We start from the raw sequence: 15,516 nt of genomic DNA, 5'->3' as shown, positions 1-15,516 counted from the left end.
GTCTTGGATCATCGGATAGACCGAGCGCATCTGACGTGGCAGCAATGCCCATGCTACGCGCGGCGATGCACCTCGACACGGTGTTCACCTTGCCGATCGTGACTGTGTCCTGCTGTATACGGACATCGTCGATGGCATCGATGCATTCTCCTATCGCCCCGACGGGAAGGGCGGCGTCGAACTCCACAAGGACAAGGGCAGTTTCGTCGAGACGGTGCGTGATGCGCTTGGTCTCAAAAGGATGCGCGTCGTTGAAACCAGCGGCAACGACTACATGCGTGAGCGCGCCCAGTGGGACAGCGGCGCCGACCTTGTCTGTGCCTCGCCAGGCGTGGTGTTCGCCTATGATCGCAATACCTACACCAACACGCTGCTTCGCAAGGAAGGCATCGAGGTCATCACCATCACCGGTGCCGAGCTCAGGCGTGGACGTGGAGGTGGTCACTGCATGACCCGCCCGATCATCCGCGACGTCGTCGATTATTGACCGTCAAGGATCAAGACGCGGACGTTGTTGAGCCGGTCGAGGTGGGAACATGGCCCAACTCGACACTCCCGGTGCGCAAGAGGCCGCGGCGGCATCCTGTCAACCCATAAGTGCGCGGGCCTTTATCGGGCGGCTTCTGGCGCGCTTACGATTCCACCGTTTCGGGCTTGGGCTGGAGCGCAGGTGAATCAGAGACCGGGCACACATTTTTTGGACTTCCCGCTCATGCGTCGCCTGTTGAAAAAGTAAGTAATTCAAGATGATAGCTCTAACTCAGAGCCATAAAATCGTTCGGAGAATAAAGAAGGCGCAAGATTGCTGAAGCTTGAAGCCTATAAAAACCGCGCTCGATGACCACGCTTCGGCAAGCCGTCCGATCGTCCGGGACTGGTCGACGTCACTGCCCTGACCTTCGCTTTCCCCGGCTGGGGCGGTTCACCATTTGACGGAAACGGCAAACTGCTCCAGCTATTTGTTTTTACGCAATTCCCTGGGAAGCCATTCACGCTTTCCTGTAATTGCTCTAGTTGGTCTTTAGCTTGCCGACGCGGTTCTCGGCGATCCAGCGGGCGGCCAGTACCAGCGCGCCCATGCTGAAATCCTTGCCATGCTTGGCCACCATTTCTTCCGACAGATTGGCAAGCCGTTCGAAAAAATCGTCCTTGCTTTTGTCCTCTGCGGTGAGTTCGGTCTGCATTTCATCCTCCTGTGTCATGCGGACAGCGTCCGCTATTTGAACATCTGCGCGGGGAAGGTGACGATCGCGGCGGTGCCGTCGACGGCGCCTATCGCCAGATGTCGACCATCGCCCGACCAGGCAAGCGCGGTTACCGCGCTGCCCAGCGGCCTGACGAGGAGCTCGTCACGCATGCCGACCTGGGCGACGGTGATGCGGCCATTGGCGTAGCCGGCCGCGATCAGCTTCTTTTCCGGGTGTGCCGCCACCACCTCGACCAGGACCAGCCCGGCACGACCCGTTTCCAATGCACCCGAGGTTTCGCCACCAACCGGCGGGGCTGTCATCGACCAGCCGGCGATCCGGAACGCGCCAGAGGCAAACAGCGCATTTGCCGGCGAGCTCCAGCACACGGCCCGAACAGGCGAGGGGAATCCCTCGACGATGTCAGCTTGGCCACCGGCGATGCTGACCAGGCCAAGGCCTCCTGTCTCCAGCCCGCAGGCCAGCCACGTGCCGTCACGATTCCATCGGATCGACACCGGGCGTGCCGGGAGGGAAACATCGCGTATCAGGGCCGCGTCGTCTTCGATCGCCCAGATCGACAGCCCCTCGCCAAGGCCCAAGGCAAGGCCCCGGCCGCCTGGCGAGAAGGCAAGGCAATCCGTCGACGATGTCACATCGCGTTCCAGTCGCGTGATGCCGCTTTCGCTCTGCGAGAGGAAGACATCATGCCCGTTGCTGACCGCTGTCGTGCCAGCCCTCGCGCTGTGGTCGATCGCGACGATCGGCCCGTCTATTCTGATCAGGGGGTTCGCGACTTCACCGCCGGCGGTCAGATGCAGCACCTCGCCGCTGGCCGCGCCAACCAGAAAGCCGGAATGCGGATGGGTGGCGAGCGGGACGTCGCCCTCCGCGAATGCCGCCGTGGCAATCAATGGCAATGGGGGCTTTTCCCGGGGGCGGATCGTCGTCTGGCCGAGATCGTTGCTCACCCGGATCCGCGCTTCCGGCGGCTCGTTGTCCGCGACCGCGGCAATGGCGACGGTTCCGTCCACCGAAGTGAAAGCGACAGCAGAACCGTCGGCGCTGAAGCCCAGCTCCGCGATCGCCGACGGTCGCTGCCAGGTGCGCGCCAAGAGATCGAACAAGGTCAGGTTCTGCGTCGTCTGCTGGTTCATGCTGTCTCTCCCATCAGTCCTTGTTCGTCGTTGCGGCAAGCCGGCGATCAACGTCATCGACATCATCTTCGGCCGCGACAATGCGTTGTTCGCACGCCGCGCATGCCTGCATGATTGCCGCCGCGCTCTGCTCTGCGTCATGCAAGTCCCGCACCAGTTGCGCACTGGCCCCACTTCTGCCGATTTCCAGCTCCAAGCGCAGCACGTCCATTTCGATGCCGGCGCGCTTCTGGTTCAGCCGCAACGCTTCCGCGGTGAGAGCGGAGACGCTGGCGACAAGATCGAGTCGGCGCGCAAGCAGCGCGCCACGCCTGGCCGTTTCGGATCCCTTGGTCATTTTTCCCTCCCCAAAGGCCCGGCTGGTTTTTCGAAAGCCGAGAGCAATTTGGGCAGCGTGCCGGCCTGCGACTGGAACTGCTTTTCGGCCGTTTCGATATGGCTTTTGAGTTGGTCCCAGATGTCCACGCGGATCATCGACGTCGTGTCGCCCGTCAAGCGCTCGATCTCCTCGACACGGAACTGACGCGTCAGCGAAACACCTGAAAACACGAAGTCCCGCAACAGGATCGCATGGCTTTCTATGAACAGATGGACCATCGGATGCGTCTCCGAGGTGACGCCGCCGGCGGTGAGTTCGGCCCGGATGAAGTCCTGGAAATGGGCCTGCAGGCGGTGCTGGCTCTCGCCCATGAAACGCATGACGAAGACCAGGTCGCGGGGCATCAGCTTGACAAGATCGCCGGCGATGCCGTCGGCATGGCTGGACATCGGTCCGGGCGGCCCGTTTCTGTCTTCATCGTTCGGCATGGTCTTTCTCCAGCGCGAAGCCCGTCGATGGGCTGTGGCTTTCAAATAATATAGAAAGACGAATAATTAAACAGGTGATGTTGATCTTGATATTTGCTGCAATTGCTAACTAAATATGTTGCGATTGCGAATATACACGCCAAATATTACAGCCGTAAGTTACAGGTGTAAAGAAACGTTACACTCGAATTCGGGGTTGCGCGCCGAAGGGGTGGCGATCTTGTTTTCAGTCCCGGCCATGAGTGCTATTCCGGAACTGGCACGCTGCTTGCTTTGCTCATTCTCATAAGAAGCCCATCGCGCTTGGCGCGGTGCCAAAAGAACGAAGGAACGGAGGAAGCAGAGACGCATTCCGCTTCGATACGCCCACCGCACATGCGGTTGGCGCCGCGGGTTTCTGCAAACGCCTCGAGAACCTTTGCCGCGATCCACTTGAATGGCCGGACCATGAGTCGCGCCTCGATGCGCGACCCCTTGTCACGCCGTTCGCACTCTCACTGGCGGCGTTTTGTGCCGCTTCATGCCGGGGTCAAGGGACCCGCGGCTCAAACCTGGTGGAGGCTTATGACCATGACGTCTCTGACGCTCAACAAGATTACCTCGCAGCGCGGAATCTCCGTCGGCGAGGCGACCAAGAAGATTGCCGACCTCGGCTGGAATCCTTCCTACGTGCAGGAAGCGATGACGTTTCCGACCGACTACAAGATCAACAAGACGCCGCGCGACCCGATGAAACAGGTTTTGCGGTCCTATTTCCCGATGCAGGAAGAGAAGGACAACCGCGTCTATGGCGCGCTCGACGCGGCATTGCGCGGCGACATGTTCCGCAACGTCGAACCGCGCTGGGTCGAGTGGATGAAGCTCTTCCTGGCCATCATTCCCTTCCCGGAAATCTCCGCCGCCCGATCGATGGCGATGGTTGCCCGCATCGCGCCCGGTGAGGAACTCAGAACCGGCTTCACCATGCAGATGATCGACGAGTTCCGTCACTCGACGATCCAGATGAATCTGAAGAAATGGTACATGGAGAACTACATCGATCCGGCCGGCTTCGACATCACCGAGGAAGCCTTCGGAAAGTGCTATGCCACCACCATCGGCCGGCAGTTCGCCGAAGGCTTCATCACCGGCGACACGATGACCGCCGCCTGCATGTACCTGACCGTGGTGGCCGAGACCGCCTTCACCAACACATTGTTCGTTGCCATGCCTTCGGAGGCCGCCCGCAACGGTGACTATGCGCTGCCGACCGTCTTCCTGTCGGTGCAGTCGGACGAGAGCCGGCATATCGGCAATGGCCATTCGCTGCTGATGGCGGCGCTCAAGGAGCCGGAGAACCATCTGCTGCTTGAACGCGATCTGCGCTACGCCTTCTGGCAGAACCACGCGATCGTCGATGCCGCCATCGGCACCTTCATCGAATACGGCACCACCAACCGCGACAAGAACAAGGAGTCCTACGCGGAAATGTGGCACCGCTGGATCTATGAGGACTACTATCGCACCTACATGCTGCCGCTCGAGAAATACGGTATCAAGGTCCATCACGACGACGTCCAGGCGGCTTGGGAGCGTATCACCAAGAAGAACTACGTCCACAAGGTCGGGCAGTTCTTCGCGGTCGGCTGGCCCGTCAATTTCTGGCGCATCGAGGCCCAGACCGACAAGGACTTCGAGTGGTTCGAGCACAAGTATCCGGGCTGGTACGCCGAATTCGGCGACTTCTGGAAATGGTACGCCAAGCTCAGCCACAAGGGCGAGAAGGTGCTGCTGTTCAACAGCGACGTCGGCTACGTCTATCCGCACCGCTGCTGGTCCTGCCTCGTCCCCTGCCTGATCCGCGAGGACATGGTGGTCGGCGAGATCAACGGCGAACTCTACACATTCGCTCACGAGCTCGACCGCTGGACCACGATGGTCGCCTTCAACGACGAGTATGAGGGCCGTCCGACGCCGGCGATGGGCCGCTTCAGCGGCAAGCGCGAGTGGGAGACGCTCTATGACGGCTGGGACCTGGCTGATGCCATCAAGGACCTGAACTTCGTCCGCTCCGACGGCAAGACGCTGGTTCCACAACCGCATCTGCGCTTCGACGACAAGGAGATGTGGACGCTTGACGATGTGCGCGGCAACACGCTCGGGTCGCCGCTCAACGCCCTGCGCGCCATGTCGCCCGCGGACCGTGAGAAGCATCTGGCCGAATACCGGGCCGGCTTCACCATCAATCCCTGCAACTGATCAGGCCAGGGGGCGGGTTCGTCCCGCCCCTTGCTTTCATTGGAGGTCCGTATGTCGGAAACCCACACGGTCAGGCTCAGCCCAGTCGGTGTCGAGTTCGATGTCGAGAATGGCGAAACGGTGCTTAACGCCGCGTTTCGTCAGGGCATCGCGCTGCCGCACGGCTGCAAGGAAGGGCAGTGCTCGGCCTGCAAAAGCGTGCTGCTCGAAGGCGAAGTCGACATGCTGAAATACTCGACCTTCGCGCTGAACGACATGGAGAAGGAAAGCGGGCACGTCCTGTTGTGCCGTTGCATCGCCTACTCCGACCTGGAGGTCGAGCTTCTCAACTACGACGAGGAGATTCTGGCGAAGGCGATCGCCGTTAAAACGTACAAGGGCCGGATTGCTCGCATCGAGCAGCTGACCCACGACATTCGCGGCATCGAGATCGAACTCGGCTCGCCGATGAAGTTTTGGGCGGGGCAATATGTCGACATCACGGTTACCACGCAAAAAGGGGAGACGATTACGCGCTCGTTCTCCATGGCAAATACGCCGGACCAAACCCAAAAACTCTCCTTCATCATCAAAAAATACCCCGAAGGAAAGTTCTCGGGAGAACTCGATTCCGGAGGCATCAGGGCCGGAGCCGAAGTCACCGTCGTCGGACCCTACGGAACCTGCTTCCGCCGCGACGAACGGCAAGGACCACTGATCCTGGTCGGGGCCGGATCGGGCATGTCGCCGATCTGGTCGATCCTCAACGACCACCTGAAGAGCGGCGAGAAACGTCCGGTCTATTTCTTCTACGGCGCCCGCACCCGCAGCGACCTGTTCTATCTCGACAGGATCGCCGAGCTGGTCGGCAATCATTCCGACGTCACCTTCATTCCCGTGCTGTCGCACGCCAATGACGACGCCGAATGGCAAGGCGAGCGTGGCTTCGTGCACCAGAGTGTCGATGCCAAGCTCAAGCAACTGGCGGTCGACGGGCAGGGCGATGTCCATGCCTGCGGCCCGCCGCCGATGATCGATGCGCTGCAGCCGGTGCTGTTCATGAACGGCTTCGAGACCGAGCGGATCTTCTTCGACAAGTTCACCACATCGGCAGGCGCAACGTCGGCCCATTGAGGGCGGTCGTGCCAAGCCAACCACAACTGCAACAAGGGAGAGAGACTATGCCTGCAACCTCGAGTTCAGTCGGTTCCGGAGCCGCTGGTGCCGCGATCTTCGCCGACTCCGACAGCCGGAAATACCGGTACTTCGAGCCGAAAGGCCAGCGTGCCACACACTACGAGGACATGACGGTCGACGTTCAGCCCGATCCGGAACGCTACCTGATCCAGGACTGGATCATCTCCTTCGCCGACGGCAAGGGCGCCTATGTCAAGCAGAACACCACCGCCCAGAGCTCCAACTGGCATGCCTTCCGCGCCCCTGACCAGGAGTGGGAGCGCACGCACTACCAGCGCCAGTCGAAGATCGAGACGATGGTGCAGAGCGTCATCAACAATGCCCGCAAGTCGGGTGCGCCGAAGACCTTCGACAAGGCCTGGGTCAAGATCCTGCAGACGCAGCTCGGCGCCTGGAAACATGCCGAATTCGGGCTCGGCACCTCGCTGATGCAGGCGCAGCGTTACGGCTACACCCAGATGATCAACAATGCGACGCTGACCAACTCGTCCTACAAGCTGCGGCTTGCCCAGGACATCACGCTCTACCTTGCCGAGATCGGCATGGACCTGCCGGGCTGGGACGACGAACTCGGCAAGAAGGCCTGGCTCGAGGACAAGAACTGGCAAGGCACGCGCGAAGCGGTCGAGACCATCATGGGCGCGACCGATTATCTCGAGCAGTACTTCGCCATCAACATCGTCTTCGAGCCGCTGGTCGGCGAGGCGTTCCGCTCCGGTTTCCTGATGCAGATCGCCGCCGCCAACCATGACTTCATCACGCCCGCGGTGATCTCGGCGGCCGAGGCGGACTACGAGCGCAACCTCGCCAACACGATCGACCTGATCCACATGCTCGCCAACGACGAGAAATACGGCGCGGCGAACAAGAAGCTCTTCCAGGGCTGGGTCAAGAAGCACGGCACACTCGCCGACAAGGCAGCCACCGGCCTGCAGCCGATCTGGTCGATGCCGCATTCCAAGCCCGTCGCATTCGTCGATGTCCGTGCCAAATCCGAGGAACGGATTGGCCAGATCCTTGGCGAACTCGGCCTCAAGCGCTGAAACAGGAGAAAATCGTCATGTCACTATCTGCACGCGACGCAACGCATTCCAACATCTTCAAGGCGATGAAGGATATCACCTTCGAGCAGACGATTTCGCATCAGTGCGGCGTCACCATGAACGACTCGGTCGAGGCACGCGCCATCGCCGAATTCATGGGCCAGAAGCCTGGGGTGACCATCACCTATCAGCCGGCCCTGATCCGCATCGACGGCGACGGCAAGCTGATCTTCAAGATGGACGCGATCGGCGAATATCTCGGCCGCGAGATGTCGGCCGAGACCTTCGAGGTCAACACCTCCACCCATTATGGCCGCATGGTTCGGGTCGACGACAACACCGTGATCCTGTTCGGCAACATGGACGAGATGTTCGAATACATCGAATAGCCATCGCCAAAAAATCCGGCGCGCCGCCGGGTGCGGCGCGCCCAACCCATCAACGCGATTGCTGCGGAGGAAAACATGTACAGAACACCGGAAGGCAAGGACATCTTCATAGTCGACGGCCACACCCATTTCTGGGACGGCAGCCCGGAAAACCAGAAGAACATCCACGGCAAGCAGTTCATCGAGTGCTTCTATGCCTACCACACGGGCTTGAGTCCGAAGGAGCAGCTGTGGGAGAAGAGCAAGTTCGAGAAATACAGCGCCGATGATCTCTATCGCGACCTGTTCATCGACGGTCCCGACGATGTGGCGATCGTCCAGTCGACCTATCTCAAGGACTTCTACAAGAACGGCTTCAACACGATCGAGCGCAATGCCGAGGTGGCCAAGCGCTATCCCGAGCGGTTCATCGTCAACGGCGCCTTCGATCCGCGCGATGGCGAGAAGGCGCTGGAATACATCCACTTCCTCAAGGAGACCTACAACGTCAAGGGCGTGAAGATGTACACGGCCGAGTGGAACGGCGCCTCCAAGGGCTGGAAGCTCACCGATCCCGATGCCTACAAATGCTTCGAGCTCTGCGACAGGCTCGGCATCAGGAACATCCACGTCCACAAGGGCCCGACGATCCTGCCGCTCTCGAAGGATGCGTTCGACGTTCATGACGTCGACCATGCGGCGACGGATTTCCAGGGCCTCAACTGGATCATCGAGCATTGCGGCCTGCCGCGCCTCGACGATTTCTGCTGGATCGCGACGCAGGAAACCAACGTCTATGGCGGCTTGGCGGTGGCACTGCCCTTCATCCACGCACGCCCGCGCTATTTCGGCGAGGTCATCGCCGAGCTTCTGTTCTGGCTCGGGCCGGAGAAGATCCTGTTCGGCTCGGACTACGCGATCTGGACGCCGCGCTGGCTGGTCGAGAAATTCTGGGCCTACCAGATCCCGCAGGACATCGCCGCCGAACGGGGCGTGCAGTTGACCGACGAGATCAAGGAGAAGATCCTCGGCCTCAACGCGGCTCGTCTCTACAACATCGATATCGAAGCCAAGAAGAAGGCGCTCGCCAGCTCGCCCTTCAGCATCGCGGCGGAGTAGGGGCCATGGCAACCGCCACCGTTTCCGGCGACCGCCAGAAGGAACTCTGGCGGCGCCTTGGGGAGGTCAATGACCCTGAACTCGACGAACCCATCACCGAGATGGGTTTCGTTGAGCGGGGCGAGGTTAAGGGCGATGGCAGCGTGGAGATAGATTTCCGGCTGCCAACCTACTGGTGCTCGCCCAACTTCGCGTTCCTGATGCTGGACGGTGTGCGCAAGGCACTCGACCAGCTTTCCTGGTCACCGGCCTATCGCGTCAAGCTGCACGATCACATGTTCGCCGAAGAGGTCAATCGCGGCATGGAGGCCGGCAAGGCGTTCGGCGACATCTTCGCCGTGCTTGCCGAGGATCAGGATCTCGGCGCCTTGCGCGAAACCTTCGCGATGAAGGCCTTCAAGCGGCGACAGGAGGCACTTCTGCGCGGCCTCAAGGCGCACGGTCTCACCGATCGCGAAATCCTCGGCATGGACCTGCCGGCATATGACGTCGCGCGTTTCGAGCCGGGCGAGGCAGCCAAACAGAAGCCGAGATACCGGGCGGCCCTGCTCGAGCGTTTTCCCGGCCGCAGGGCGGACGAACCCGTCTTCGTGACCTGGGAAGGGCGACCCGTACCGCCTGCCGCGCTCAGCGCCTACCTCGCCGAATTGCGCGGTGTGCGCATCAACATGGAGTTCAACGGCGCGCTGTGCCGGGGACTCAAGCAGACCAGGTACAAGGAACTGGATGTGGTCGACGGCGAACCAACGTTGGTCGATTTCATCATGGATCGCGTTCCGGTGCGAGTCGCACCAACCGCCTGAAGCAGAGCCGACAGCAACGGCCTCCCTTGCACGAGGCCCCTAACCAACAACCCGCCCGTAAGGCGGAAGGAGGAACCATGCCCAAGATAATGCTTCATAATTCCGAAGCCCGCCGCGCTCTCGCCCGTGGCGTCTTCCGGCTCGCCGCCGCCGTCGAGCCGACGCTCGGCCCCAAAGGCATGAACGCCATGATCGACCGGCCGATCGGCACGCCGATGGTGACCCGCGACGGTGTCAGCATCGCCTCCGAGATCGAGCTGCACGACCGTTTCGAAAACATGGGCGCGCAAGTCGTCCGCGAAGTATCGATGCAGACCAACGAGGTCGCCGGCGATGGCACCACGACGGCCATCGTGCTCGCCAATGCGCTGATCCAGGGCGGCGTCGAAGCGAACGAGCGCGGGGTGAAATCCGTCGATCTGTGCAAGGGCATCGACCTTGCCGTGGCGGCGGTGGTCGCCGCGCTCAAGACTTCCGCCAAACCCGCCAAGGGCAACGGTATCCTGGCGTCGGTCGCCAACATCGCGGCGACCAACGCCAAGCTTGGCGCCCTGGTGGCGGAGGCGCATCAGCGGGTGGGTGCCGAAGGCGTCATCACCACCGATTTCAGCGTTACCACCGAGACCACGCTCGACGTCGTCGAAGGCATGTCCTTCGAACGCGGCTATCTCTCGCATCACATGGTGACCGATCAGGAGAAGATGGAGGCGGTTCTCGATCGGCCCTACATCCTGATGACCGACCTCAAGATCAAGGAGCCGGGACAGCTCGATGCGGTTCGCCGCATTGCCAACGAGAATGGCCGGCCTTTGCTGATCGTATCGGAGGAGATGTCGCCGGAAGTGGTGGTGACGCTGCTCGGCAAGCAGGGGCCGGGACGATACCTCGTCGTTCATCCGCCGGAATATGGCCATTGGCGCAAGGCGATGATGGAGGATCTGGCCATCATCACCGGCGGCAAGGTGATCGCGCGCGATCTCGGCGGCCGGCTCGAGGATGTCACCGCCGAGGATCTCGGCACCGCCGACCGGGTGAAGACCAGTTCGTCCTACACCTCGATCATTCGCGGCGGCGGCGACCATGCGGCGATCGCCTCGCGCCGCGCTCAGGTCCAGCGGCAGTATGAAGCCTCGCAGCCGAACATCGACCAGGACAAGCTGCGCGAACGCCTGGCCAAGCTCTCGGGCGGCACCGCGATCCTCTATGCCGGCGGCGTCACGCCGGTCGAGCAGAAGCGGACCATCCAGCTGATCGAGGATTCCTTGAATGCGGTGCGCGCCGCATCCGAAGAGGGTGTGGTCGCCGGCGGCGGCTCGGCACTCGCACAGATCGCGCCGTTGCTCGACAAGGTGGCGGCCGGGGTCGACGGCGACGTCGCCGAGGGCGTGCGCCTGGTGCGCTCGGTCCTGACGCGACCGCTCTGGCGCATCGCCGCCAATGCCGGCGCCGATCCCGAAGCCGTGGTGATCGAGGTCACACGCATCAACGGCGGCTACGGCTACAACGCATCGACCGGCGCCTATCAGAACATGTTCGAGGCAGGGATCATCGATCCGGTTCGTGTCACCTACACCGCGCTCGCCAACGCGGCGTCGGTGGCGACGCTGATCCTGACCACCGAGACGCTGATTGGCGACCTCGCCGAGGATGAGGATCCGACGGCCGGTCCGGCGCGTGGCGGCGGCTCGGAAAAGCTCGGCCGCGCCTGAAGCAATCCAGACAATCCCGACGTTGAAGGATACGACCATGAAAGCTGCCAGACTCTACGAATACGACCCGAAGATGAACGTCCAGCTCAAGATCGAGGAGGTCAAGGCGCCGACAATCACCGCGCCCGACGAGGTGATCGTACGGGTCGGCGCCGCCGGTCTCTGTCGCACCGACCTGCACATCATCGAGGGTGTTTGGAAGCCGACCATGGACCCGGAGGGCACGCTTTTGCCCTACATCATGGGTCACGAAAATGCCGGATGGGTCGAAGAGGTCGGCAGCGGCGTCAAATCGGTCAAGCGCGGCGATGCGGTGATCTGCCATCCTTTCCGCTCATGCGGCATCTGCCTCAACTGTCGCCATGGCGAGGACATGTATTGCGACAACGGTCAATTCCCCGGCCTTGGCATGAATGGCGGCTTCGCCGAATACTTCATCACCAGCGAACGCTCGCTGATCAAGCTCAACGCCAACATCACGCCGATCGAGGTGGCGCCGCTGGCCGATGCCGGCATCACCGCCTACCGCGCCGCCAAACGCGCCGCCAAGCTGCTACGGCCGGGGAGTTACTGCGTGCTGCTCGGCATAGGCGGGCTCGGCCACATCGCGCTGCAATCGCTGCACGCGATCTCGGGTTGCCGCATCATCGCCGTCGATCGCGAACCGGCGGCACGGGTGCTGGCCAAGGATCTCGGTGCCGACTTCATCCTTGATGGCGGGCCAAACGTCGTCGAGGAAGTCAGCCAGATCACCGGCGGCGGCGCGCATGTGGTCATCGATTTCGTCGGCGAACTCGGCGTCGAGAACATCTGCTGGAAGATGGTGCGCAAGGGCGGACAATTGTTTGTCGTCGGCTATGGCGGCAACATCAATGTGCCGACCGCGCATCTCGTCATCGAGGAGATCAACATCGGCGGCAGCCTGGTCGGCAATTTCACCGAGCTTGTCGAACTGATGGAGCTCAACGCCGACGGCAAGGTGAAGATGCACTACACCGAATACAATCTCGCCAGCATCAACACCGCACTCGACGATTTCAAGAACCGGCGGTTCACCGGGCGCGGCGTCATCGTTCCCTGACGCCCGGCCGGAATGCGGGCGCAGGCCAGTCGCCAGTCCGATCCATCAGCCGCAATTCCCCCAACCCCATGGCGCGAATGCCGTGGGGTTCTTCTTTTTGCTGCGTGTTAGAGGAACCCGCGCCGGATGCCGTACTGGCCGAGCTTGCGATAGAGCGTCGGCCGCGAAATGCCGAGCCTCAGCGCAACCTTGCTGAGATTGCCGCTCTCCGCGACAAGCGCATTCTTGATCGCCTGGCGTTCGGCATCCTCGAAGGTGCATACAGGTGCTTCGAGCATGGTCGCGGGATGGTCGCCATGCATGGCTATTGCGTCGCGATTGCCCGCACTGATTTCCCCGGGAAGGTCCTGGAGTTCGATCGTGCCGCCGCGCGCCAGTATATGCAGGCGCTCGACCAGGTTCTTCAATTCGCGCACATTTCCCGGCCAGCGATAGGCCAGCAGCGCGTCGAGGGCGTCGTTTGAAAACTCCAGCGGGTCGTTGCCCGCCAGCTTCGCGATCCGCCGGTTGAAATGCTCGACCAGCAGCAGAACGTCGTCGCCGCGTTCACGCAACGCCGGCACATGGATCGAAACCGCGCCGATGCGGTAATAGAGATCGCTGCGGAAGCGCCCGGCCGCCACTTCCTGCTTGAGGTCGCGGTTGGTCGAGGCGACCAGCCGCACATCCACCGGCCGGCCCCTGGAATCGCCGATGCGGTGGACGACACGTTCTTCCAGGACACGCAACAGGAAGGGCTGGATCTCGAGCGGCAACTCGCCGATTTCGTCAAGGCTGAGCACGCCGCCATTGGCGAGTTCGAAGATGCCCGGCTTGCCCTCGCGCGAAGCTCCGGTGAAGGCGCCGCCGACGTGACCGAACAATTCGCTGCCGAACAGTTCCTTGGTGATCGCGCCACAGTTCATGGCAATGAAAGGGTCGTTTTCGGTGCGTCGGCTGCCGGCATGGACAAGTCGGGCAAACAGCTCTTTTCCGACGCCCGTTTCGCCTTCTATCAGCAACGAGGTGACACCGTTCGAGCCGGCCACCCGGGAGGCGACATCGACGGCAGCCAGCAATTTCTCGCTTTCGCCGACGATCATCGCCGCGGCTGTCCGCAGATGCTTGTTTTCTTCTCGGCGGATCACCGTCATGCTCGAGACGGCCGGCACCGATGGAAACACCAGGGCCGCGCCACGAAGATCGCCGTCAAGCTTCAGCGGTGTGACATGGCAGGATCGCAGATGCGCCGGCAGCGCGTTGGCGAGATCGCTGTCGGAGCCGGAGGCCGGCAGGTTCATCAGCCATCGACCACGCCCCGGTTCCATCGGGCCGTCCATCATCTCTGTCGTGTCGCCATTGGGCACGTTGTTGCAGAAGATCGCGCGGCCGCGATGATCGACAATCACCAACCCATCTTTGCGGCGGTAGCTGGGTGCCGAGGAAATGAAGGCTTCGAGTAGGCGCGTGCGCTGTTCCTGCTGCTGTTCGGCCAGGGCCTTTTCGATCTGCCTGGCGGTGGCCGCGACCAGCGCCGTGTTGTGCGGCCGGAAGATCGGCGAATAGCCCGACAGGTCGACAACGCCGATGATCTTGCCGTCCAGGGGATCGCGGATCGGCGCGCCGGCGCAGGTCCAGGATTTGATGCCGGCGCAGAAATGTTCGGCGGCATGGACGAAAATCGGCTCTCCAGTCCACAGCGCGGTGCCGATGCCATTGGTTCCAACGGCATCCTCGTTCCATTTGCCGCCGATGCCCAGATGAATGTCCTGGCCGTTATGCAGGGTCTTCTTGTCGCCGATCGCGTCGATGAGCACGCCGTCGCTGTCGGCGAGCACCAGCATGGCTCCCGTCCCCTCCAGCAACGGGCCAAGGGAGGCAAACGATCGCCGCGCCGCCGAAAGCAGCTCGGCGTTGGCGCGGGTCAGATATTCGATCTCGTCACGGTCGCTGGAGAGCGGTGCCTCGATGCCTTGAGCGTCGATGCCGCCGGTGGCGCTGCGATACCAGGAATCGTGGATCAGCGAGCGGACATGGACCGGATCGCGGGCGCACTTCGGCGCGTCAGCCAGAAAACTTTCCCAGGCGCGCATGGTGGCGCGCTCGTCATAGTCGACGTTGTCCAGAACCAACTGTCCGGTGGCCATCGACGCACGCGCCGGAATAGCCTTTGTCTTCATCTGATTGGGGCCGTTCGCGTGTCTCATTCAGCCATCACAGTACCTTTTGAGGTATGCCATTTCTGTATGCTGTCGCGGATTGGGCATGCTCAGCGACGCCCAACAGCCTGCCGTCAGTCGATGCCGAGTTTCGCGCCGATATCGGCTGCAAGCTGCTCCTCGGTGTAAGTCGCGGTCAGCCGGGACCCGTCCAACTCGGTGAGCGCCTCGCCGATGGCTTCGTCGACCGGCGAGAAAAAGCCGTTCTGCTTTGTTCCCAGAACGAAGATCTGCTCTCCATCCCGATTGCGGATATCGCCTATATGATGCAGCTGGCGGCCGGTATTCTGGTCCTTGGAGATCACACGGCCATTCATGGTGACGCGGATGGACGGCTTGGCCTCGGCCACGGTGGCCGCGCCGCCGCCAACGTGGATGATCAGGCCTTCAGCCTTGGGTTGCTGGCGTGGCTTCCTGGAAGCCGAATAGCCGCCGCCGCTGATCTGGTCGGCAAGTCGAACGATGGTCGAGCGGTTCTGCTCGATCAGCCGCTTGACCTGAACATCCTCGCGACGCGGGCCGTCCCGCTTGGAGATGATCTCGACCATGAATCCTCCCAGATTCGTCAGCTTGGCGGTGCCGCAGGTACGGTCATTTTTATGTGCGGCGAAGCCTACACTGCCATCGTCA

At 61.8% G+C, this 15,516-nt stretch carries 14 protein-coding genes and 1 pseudogene; 9 read left to right on the top strand and 6 right to left on the bottom strand.

Going from position 1 to position 15,516, the window contains the following annotated elements:
• Positions 1-35: 35 nt before the first annotated feature.
• A pseudogene (locus EB815_RS30150) lies at positions 36-487 on the top strand (arginine deiminase family protein); the annotation flags it as partial.
• A 523-nt stretch (positions 488-1,010) separates the two neighbouring features.
• Here the strand turns inward: EB815_RS30150 and EB815_RS30145 are convergent.
• Genes EB815_RS30145 through EB815_RS30130 form a run of 4 tightly spaced genes read right to left on the bottom strand, consistent with a single transcriptional unit; the run spans position 1,011 to position 3,151 of the window.
• On the bottom strand, positions 1,011-1,184 hold the full coding sequence (locus EB815_RS30145) for a hypothetical protein (protein WP_171883328.1): 174 nt from the start codon (positions 1,182-1,184) through the stop codon (positions 1,011-1,013).
• A gap of 32 nt (positions 1,185-1,216) precedes the next feature.
• Entirely contained in the window at positions 1,217-2,344 is a 1,128-nt protein-coding gene (locus tag EB815_RS30140) for a WD40 repeat domain-containing protein (protein ID WP_065004918.1), read from the bottom strand.
• Between the two features lie 13 nt (positions 2,345-2,357).
• Positions 2,358-2,681, bottom strand: coding sequence for a hypothetical protein (locus EB815_RS30135; RefSeq protein WP_056565051.1), 324 nt, complete (start codon positions 2,679-2,681; stop codon positions 2,358-2,360).
• The gene (locus tag EB815_RS30130) at positions 2,678-3,151 is read right to left on the bottom strand and encodes a hypothetical protein (protein ID WP_056565048.1); all 474 of its coding nucleotides are present in this window, start codon (positions 3,149-3,151) and stop codon (positions 2,678-2,680) included. Before EB815_RS30130 ends, EB815_RS30135 begins: the two co-directional genes overlap by 4 nt.
• 564 nt (positions 3,152-3,715) lie before the next feature.
• Here EB815_RS30130 and EB815_RS30125 point away from each other — a divergent pair.
• From EB815_RS30125 to EB815_RS30090, 8 genes are all read left to right on the top strand, one after another.
• Positions 3,716-5,389 carry an aromatic/alkene/methane monooxygenase hydroxylase/oxygenase subunit alpha gene (locus EB815_RS30125; RefSeq protein ID WP_196772366.1) on the top strand — a complete coding sequence of 558 codons (1,674 nt, stop codon included), beginning with the start codon at positions 3,716-3,718 and terminating at the stop codon, positions 5,387-5,389.
• A 51-nt stretch (positions 5,390-5,440) separates the two neighbouring features.
• The gene (locus EB815_RS30120; protein WP_056565042.1) at positions 5,441-6,502 is read left to right on the top strand and encodes an NADH:ubiquinone reductase (Na(+)-transporting) subunit F; all 1,062 of its coding nucleotides are present in this window, start codon (positions 5,441-5,443) and stop codon (positions 6,500-6,502) included.
• A 47-nt stretch (positions 6,503-6,549) separates the two neighbouring features.
• Positions 6,550-7,608, top strand: a complete 1,059-nt coding sequence (locus tag EB815_RS30115; RefSeq protein ID WP_056565040.1) for an aromatic/alkene monooxygenase hydroxylase subunit beta — start codon at positions 6,550-6,552, stop codon at positions 7,606-7,608.
• 17 nt (positions 7,609-7,625) lie between these two features.
• Positions 7,626-7,997, top strand: a complete 372-nt coding sequence (locus EB815_RS30110) for an MmoB/DmpM family protein (protein WP_056565037.1) — start codon at positions 7,626-7,628, stop codon at positions 7,995-7,997.
• Positions 7,998-8,072: 75 nt separating this feature from the next.
• A complete protein-coding gene (locus tag EB815_RS30105; RefSeq protein WP_056565034.1) occupies positions 8,073-9,095 on the top strand; it encodes an amidohydrolase family protein in 1,023 nt (340 codons plus the stop codon).
• Positions 9,096-9,100: 5 nt separating this feature from the next.
• Positions 9,101-9,898 (top strand): iron-sulfur cluster assembly protein, encoded by a 798-nt coding sequence (locus tag EB815_RS30100; RefSeq protein ID WP_056565031.1) that lies wholly within the window; start codon positions 9,101-9,103, stop codon positions 9,896-9,898.
• A 77-nt stretch (positions 9,899-9,975) separates the two neighbouring features.
• Complete coding sequence (locus EB815_RS30095; protein ID WP_056565029.1) at positions 9,976-11,607, top strand: molecular chaperone GroEL; 1,632 nt, start codon at positions 9,976-9,978, stop codon at positions 11,605-11,607.
• A gap of 37 nt (positions 11,608-11,644) precedes the next feature.
• Positions 11,645-12,688, top strand: coding sequence for an NAD(P)-dependent alcohol dehydrogenase (locus EB815_RS30090; protein ID WP_027045789.1), 1,044 nt, complete (start codon positions 11,645-11,647; stop codon positions 12,686-12,688).
• Between the two features lie 107 nt (positions 12,689-12,795).
• On the opposite strand, the gene EB815_RS30085 is transcribed toward EB815_RS30090, so the two are convergent.
• Both EB815_RS30085 and EB815_RS30080 read right to left on the bottom strand, forming a co-directional pair.
• Positions 12,796-14,874 carry a sigma-54-dependent Fis family transcriptional regulator gene (locus EB815_RS30085; RefSeq protein WP_056565027.1) on the bottom strand — a complete coding sequence of 693 codons (2,079 nt, stop codon included), beginning with the start codon at positions 14,872-14,874 and terminating at the stop codon, positions 12,796-12,798.
• An 86-nt stretch (positions 14,875-14,960) separates the two neighbouring features.
• Positions 14,961-15,434, bottom strand: a complete 474-nt coding sequence (locus EB815_RS30080) for a hypothetical protein (RefSeq protein WP_056565782.1) — start codon at positions 15,432-15,434, stop codon at positions 14,961-14,963.
• Positions 15,435-15,516: the final 82 nt, after the last annotated feature.

This window comes from Mesorhizobium loti (genome assembly GCF_013170705.1).
GTDB lineage: Bacteria > Pseudomonadota > Alphaproteobacteria > Rhizobiales > Rhizobiaceae > Mesorhizobium > Mesorhizobium loti_D.
The sequence above is the reverse complement of the archived record's forward strand: the minus strand, read 5'-3'. Positions and strand labels throughout refer to the sequence as shown.

Coding starts and splice junctions, on each gene's coding strand:
- EB815_RS30145 (WP_171883328.1), bottom strand. CDS start 1,184: ATGCAGACCGAACTCACCGCAGAGGACAAAAGCAAGGACGATTTTTTC.
- EB815_RS30140 (WP_065004918.1), bottom strand. CDS start 2,344: ATGAACCAGCAGACGACGCAGAACCTGACCTTGTTCGATCTCTTGGCG.
- EB815_RS30135 (WP_056565051.1), bottom strand. CDS start 2,681: ATGACCAAGGGATCCGAAACGGCCAGGCGTGGCGCGCTGCTTGCGCGC.
- EB815_RS30130 (WP_056565048.1), bottom strand. CDS start 3,151: ATGCCGAACGATGAAGACAGAAACGGGCCGCCCGGACCGATGTCCAGC.
- EB815_RS30125 (WP_196772366.1), top strand. CDS start 3,716: ATGACCATGACGTCTCTGACGCTCAACAAGATTACCTCGCAGCGCGGA.
- EB815_RS30120 (WP_056565042.1), top strand. CDS start 5,441: ATGTCGGAAACCCACACGGTCAGGCTCAGCCCAGTCGGTGTCGAGTTC.
- EB815_RS30115 (WP_056565040.1), top strand. CDS start 6,550: ATGCCTGCAACCTCGAGTTCAGTCGGTTCCGGAGCCGCTGGTGCCGCG.
- EB815_RS30110 (WP_056565037.1), top strand. CDS start 7,626: ATGTCACTATCTGCACGCGACGCAACGCATTCCAACATCTTCAAGGCG.
- EB815_RS30105 (WP_056565034.1), top strand. CDS start 8,073: ATGTACAGAACACCGGAAGGCAAGGACATCTTCATAGTCGACGGCCAC.
- EB815_RS30100 (WP_056565031.1), top strand. CDS start 9,101: ATGGCAACCGCCACCGTTTCCGGCGACCGCCAGAAGGAACTCTGGCGG.
- EB815_RS30095 (WP_056565029.1), top strand. CDS start 9,976: ATGCCCAAGATAATGCTTCATAATTCCGAAGCCCGCCGCGCTCTCGCC.
- EB815_RS30090 (WP_027045789.1), top strand. CDS start 11,645: ATGAAAGCTGCCAGACTCTACGAATACGACCCGAAGATGAACGTCCAG.
- EB815_RS30085 (WP_056565027.1), bottom strand. CDS start 14,874: ATGAGACACGCGAACGGCCCCAATCAGATGAAGACAAAGGCTATTCCG.
- EB815_RS30080 (WP_056565782.1), bottom strand. CDS start 15,434: ATGGTCGAGATCATCTCCAAGCGGGACGGCCCGCGTCGCGAGGATGTT.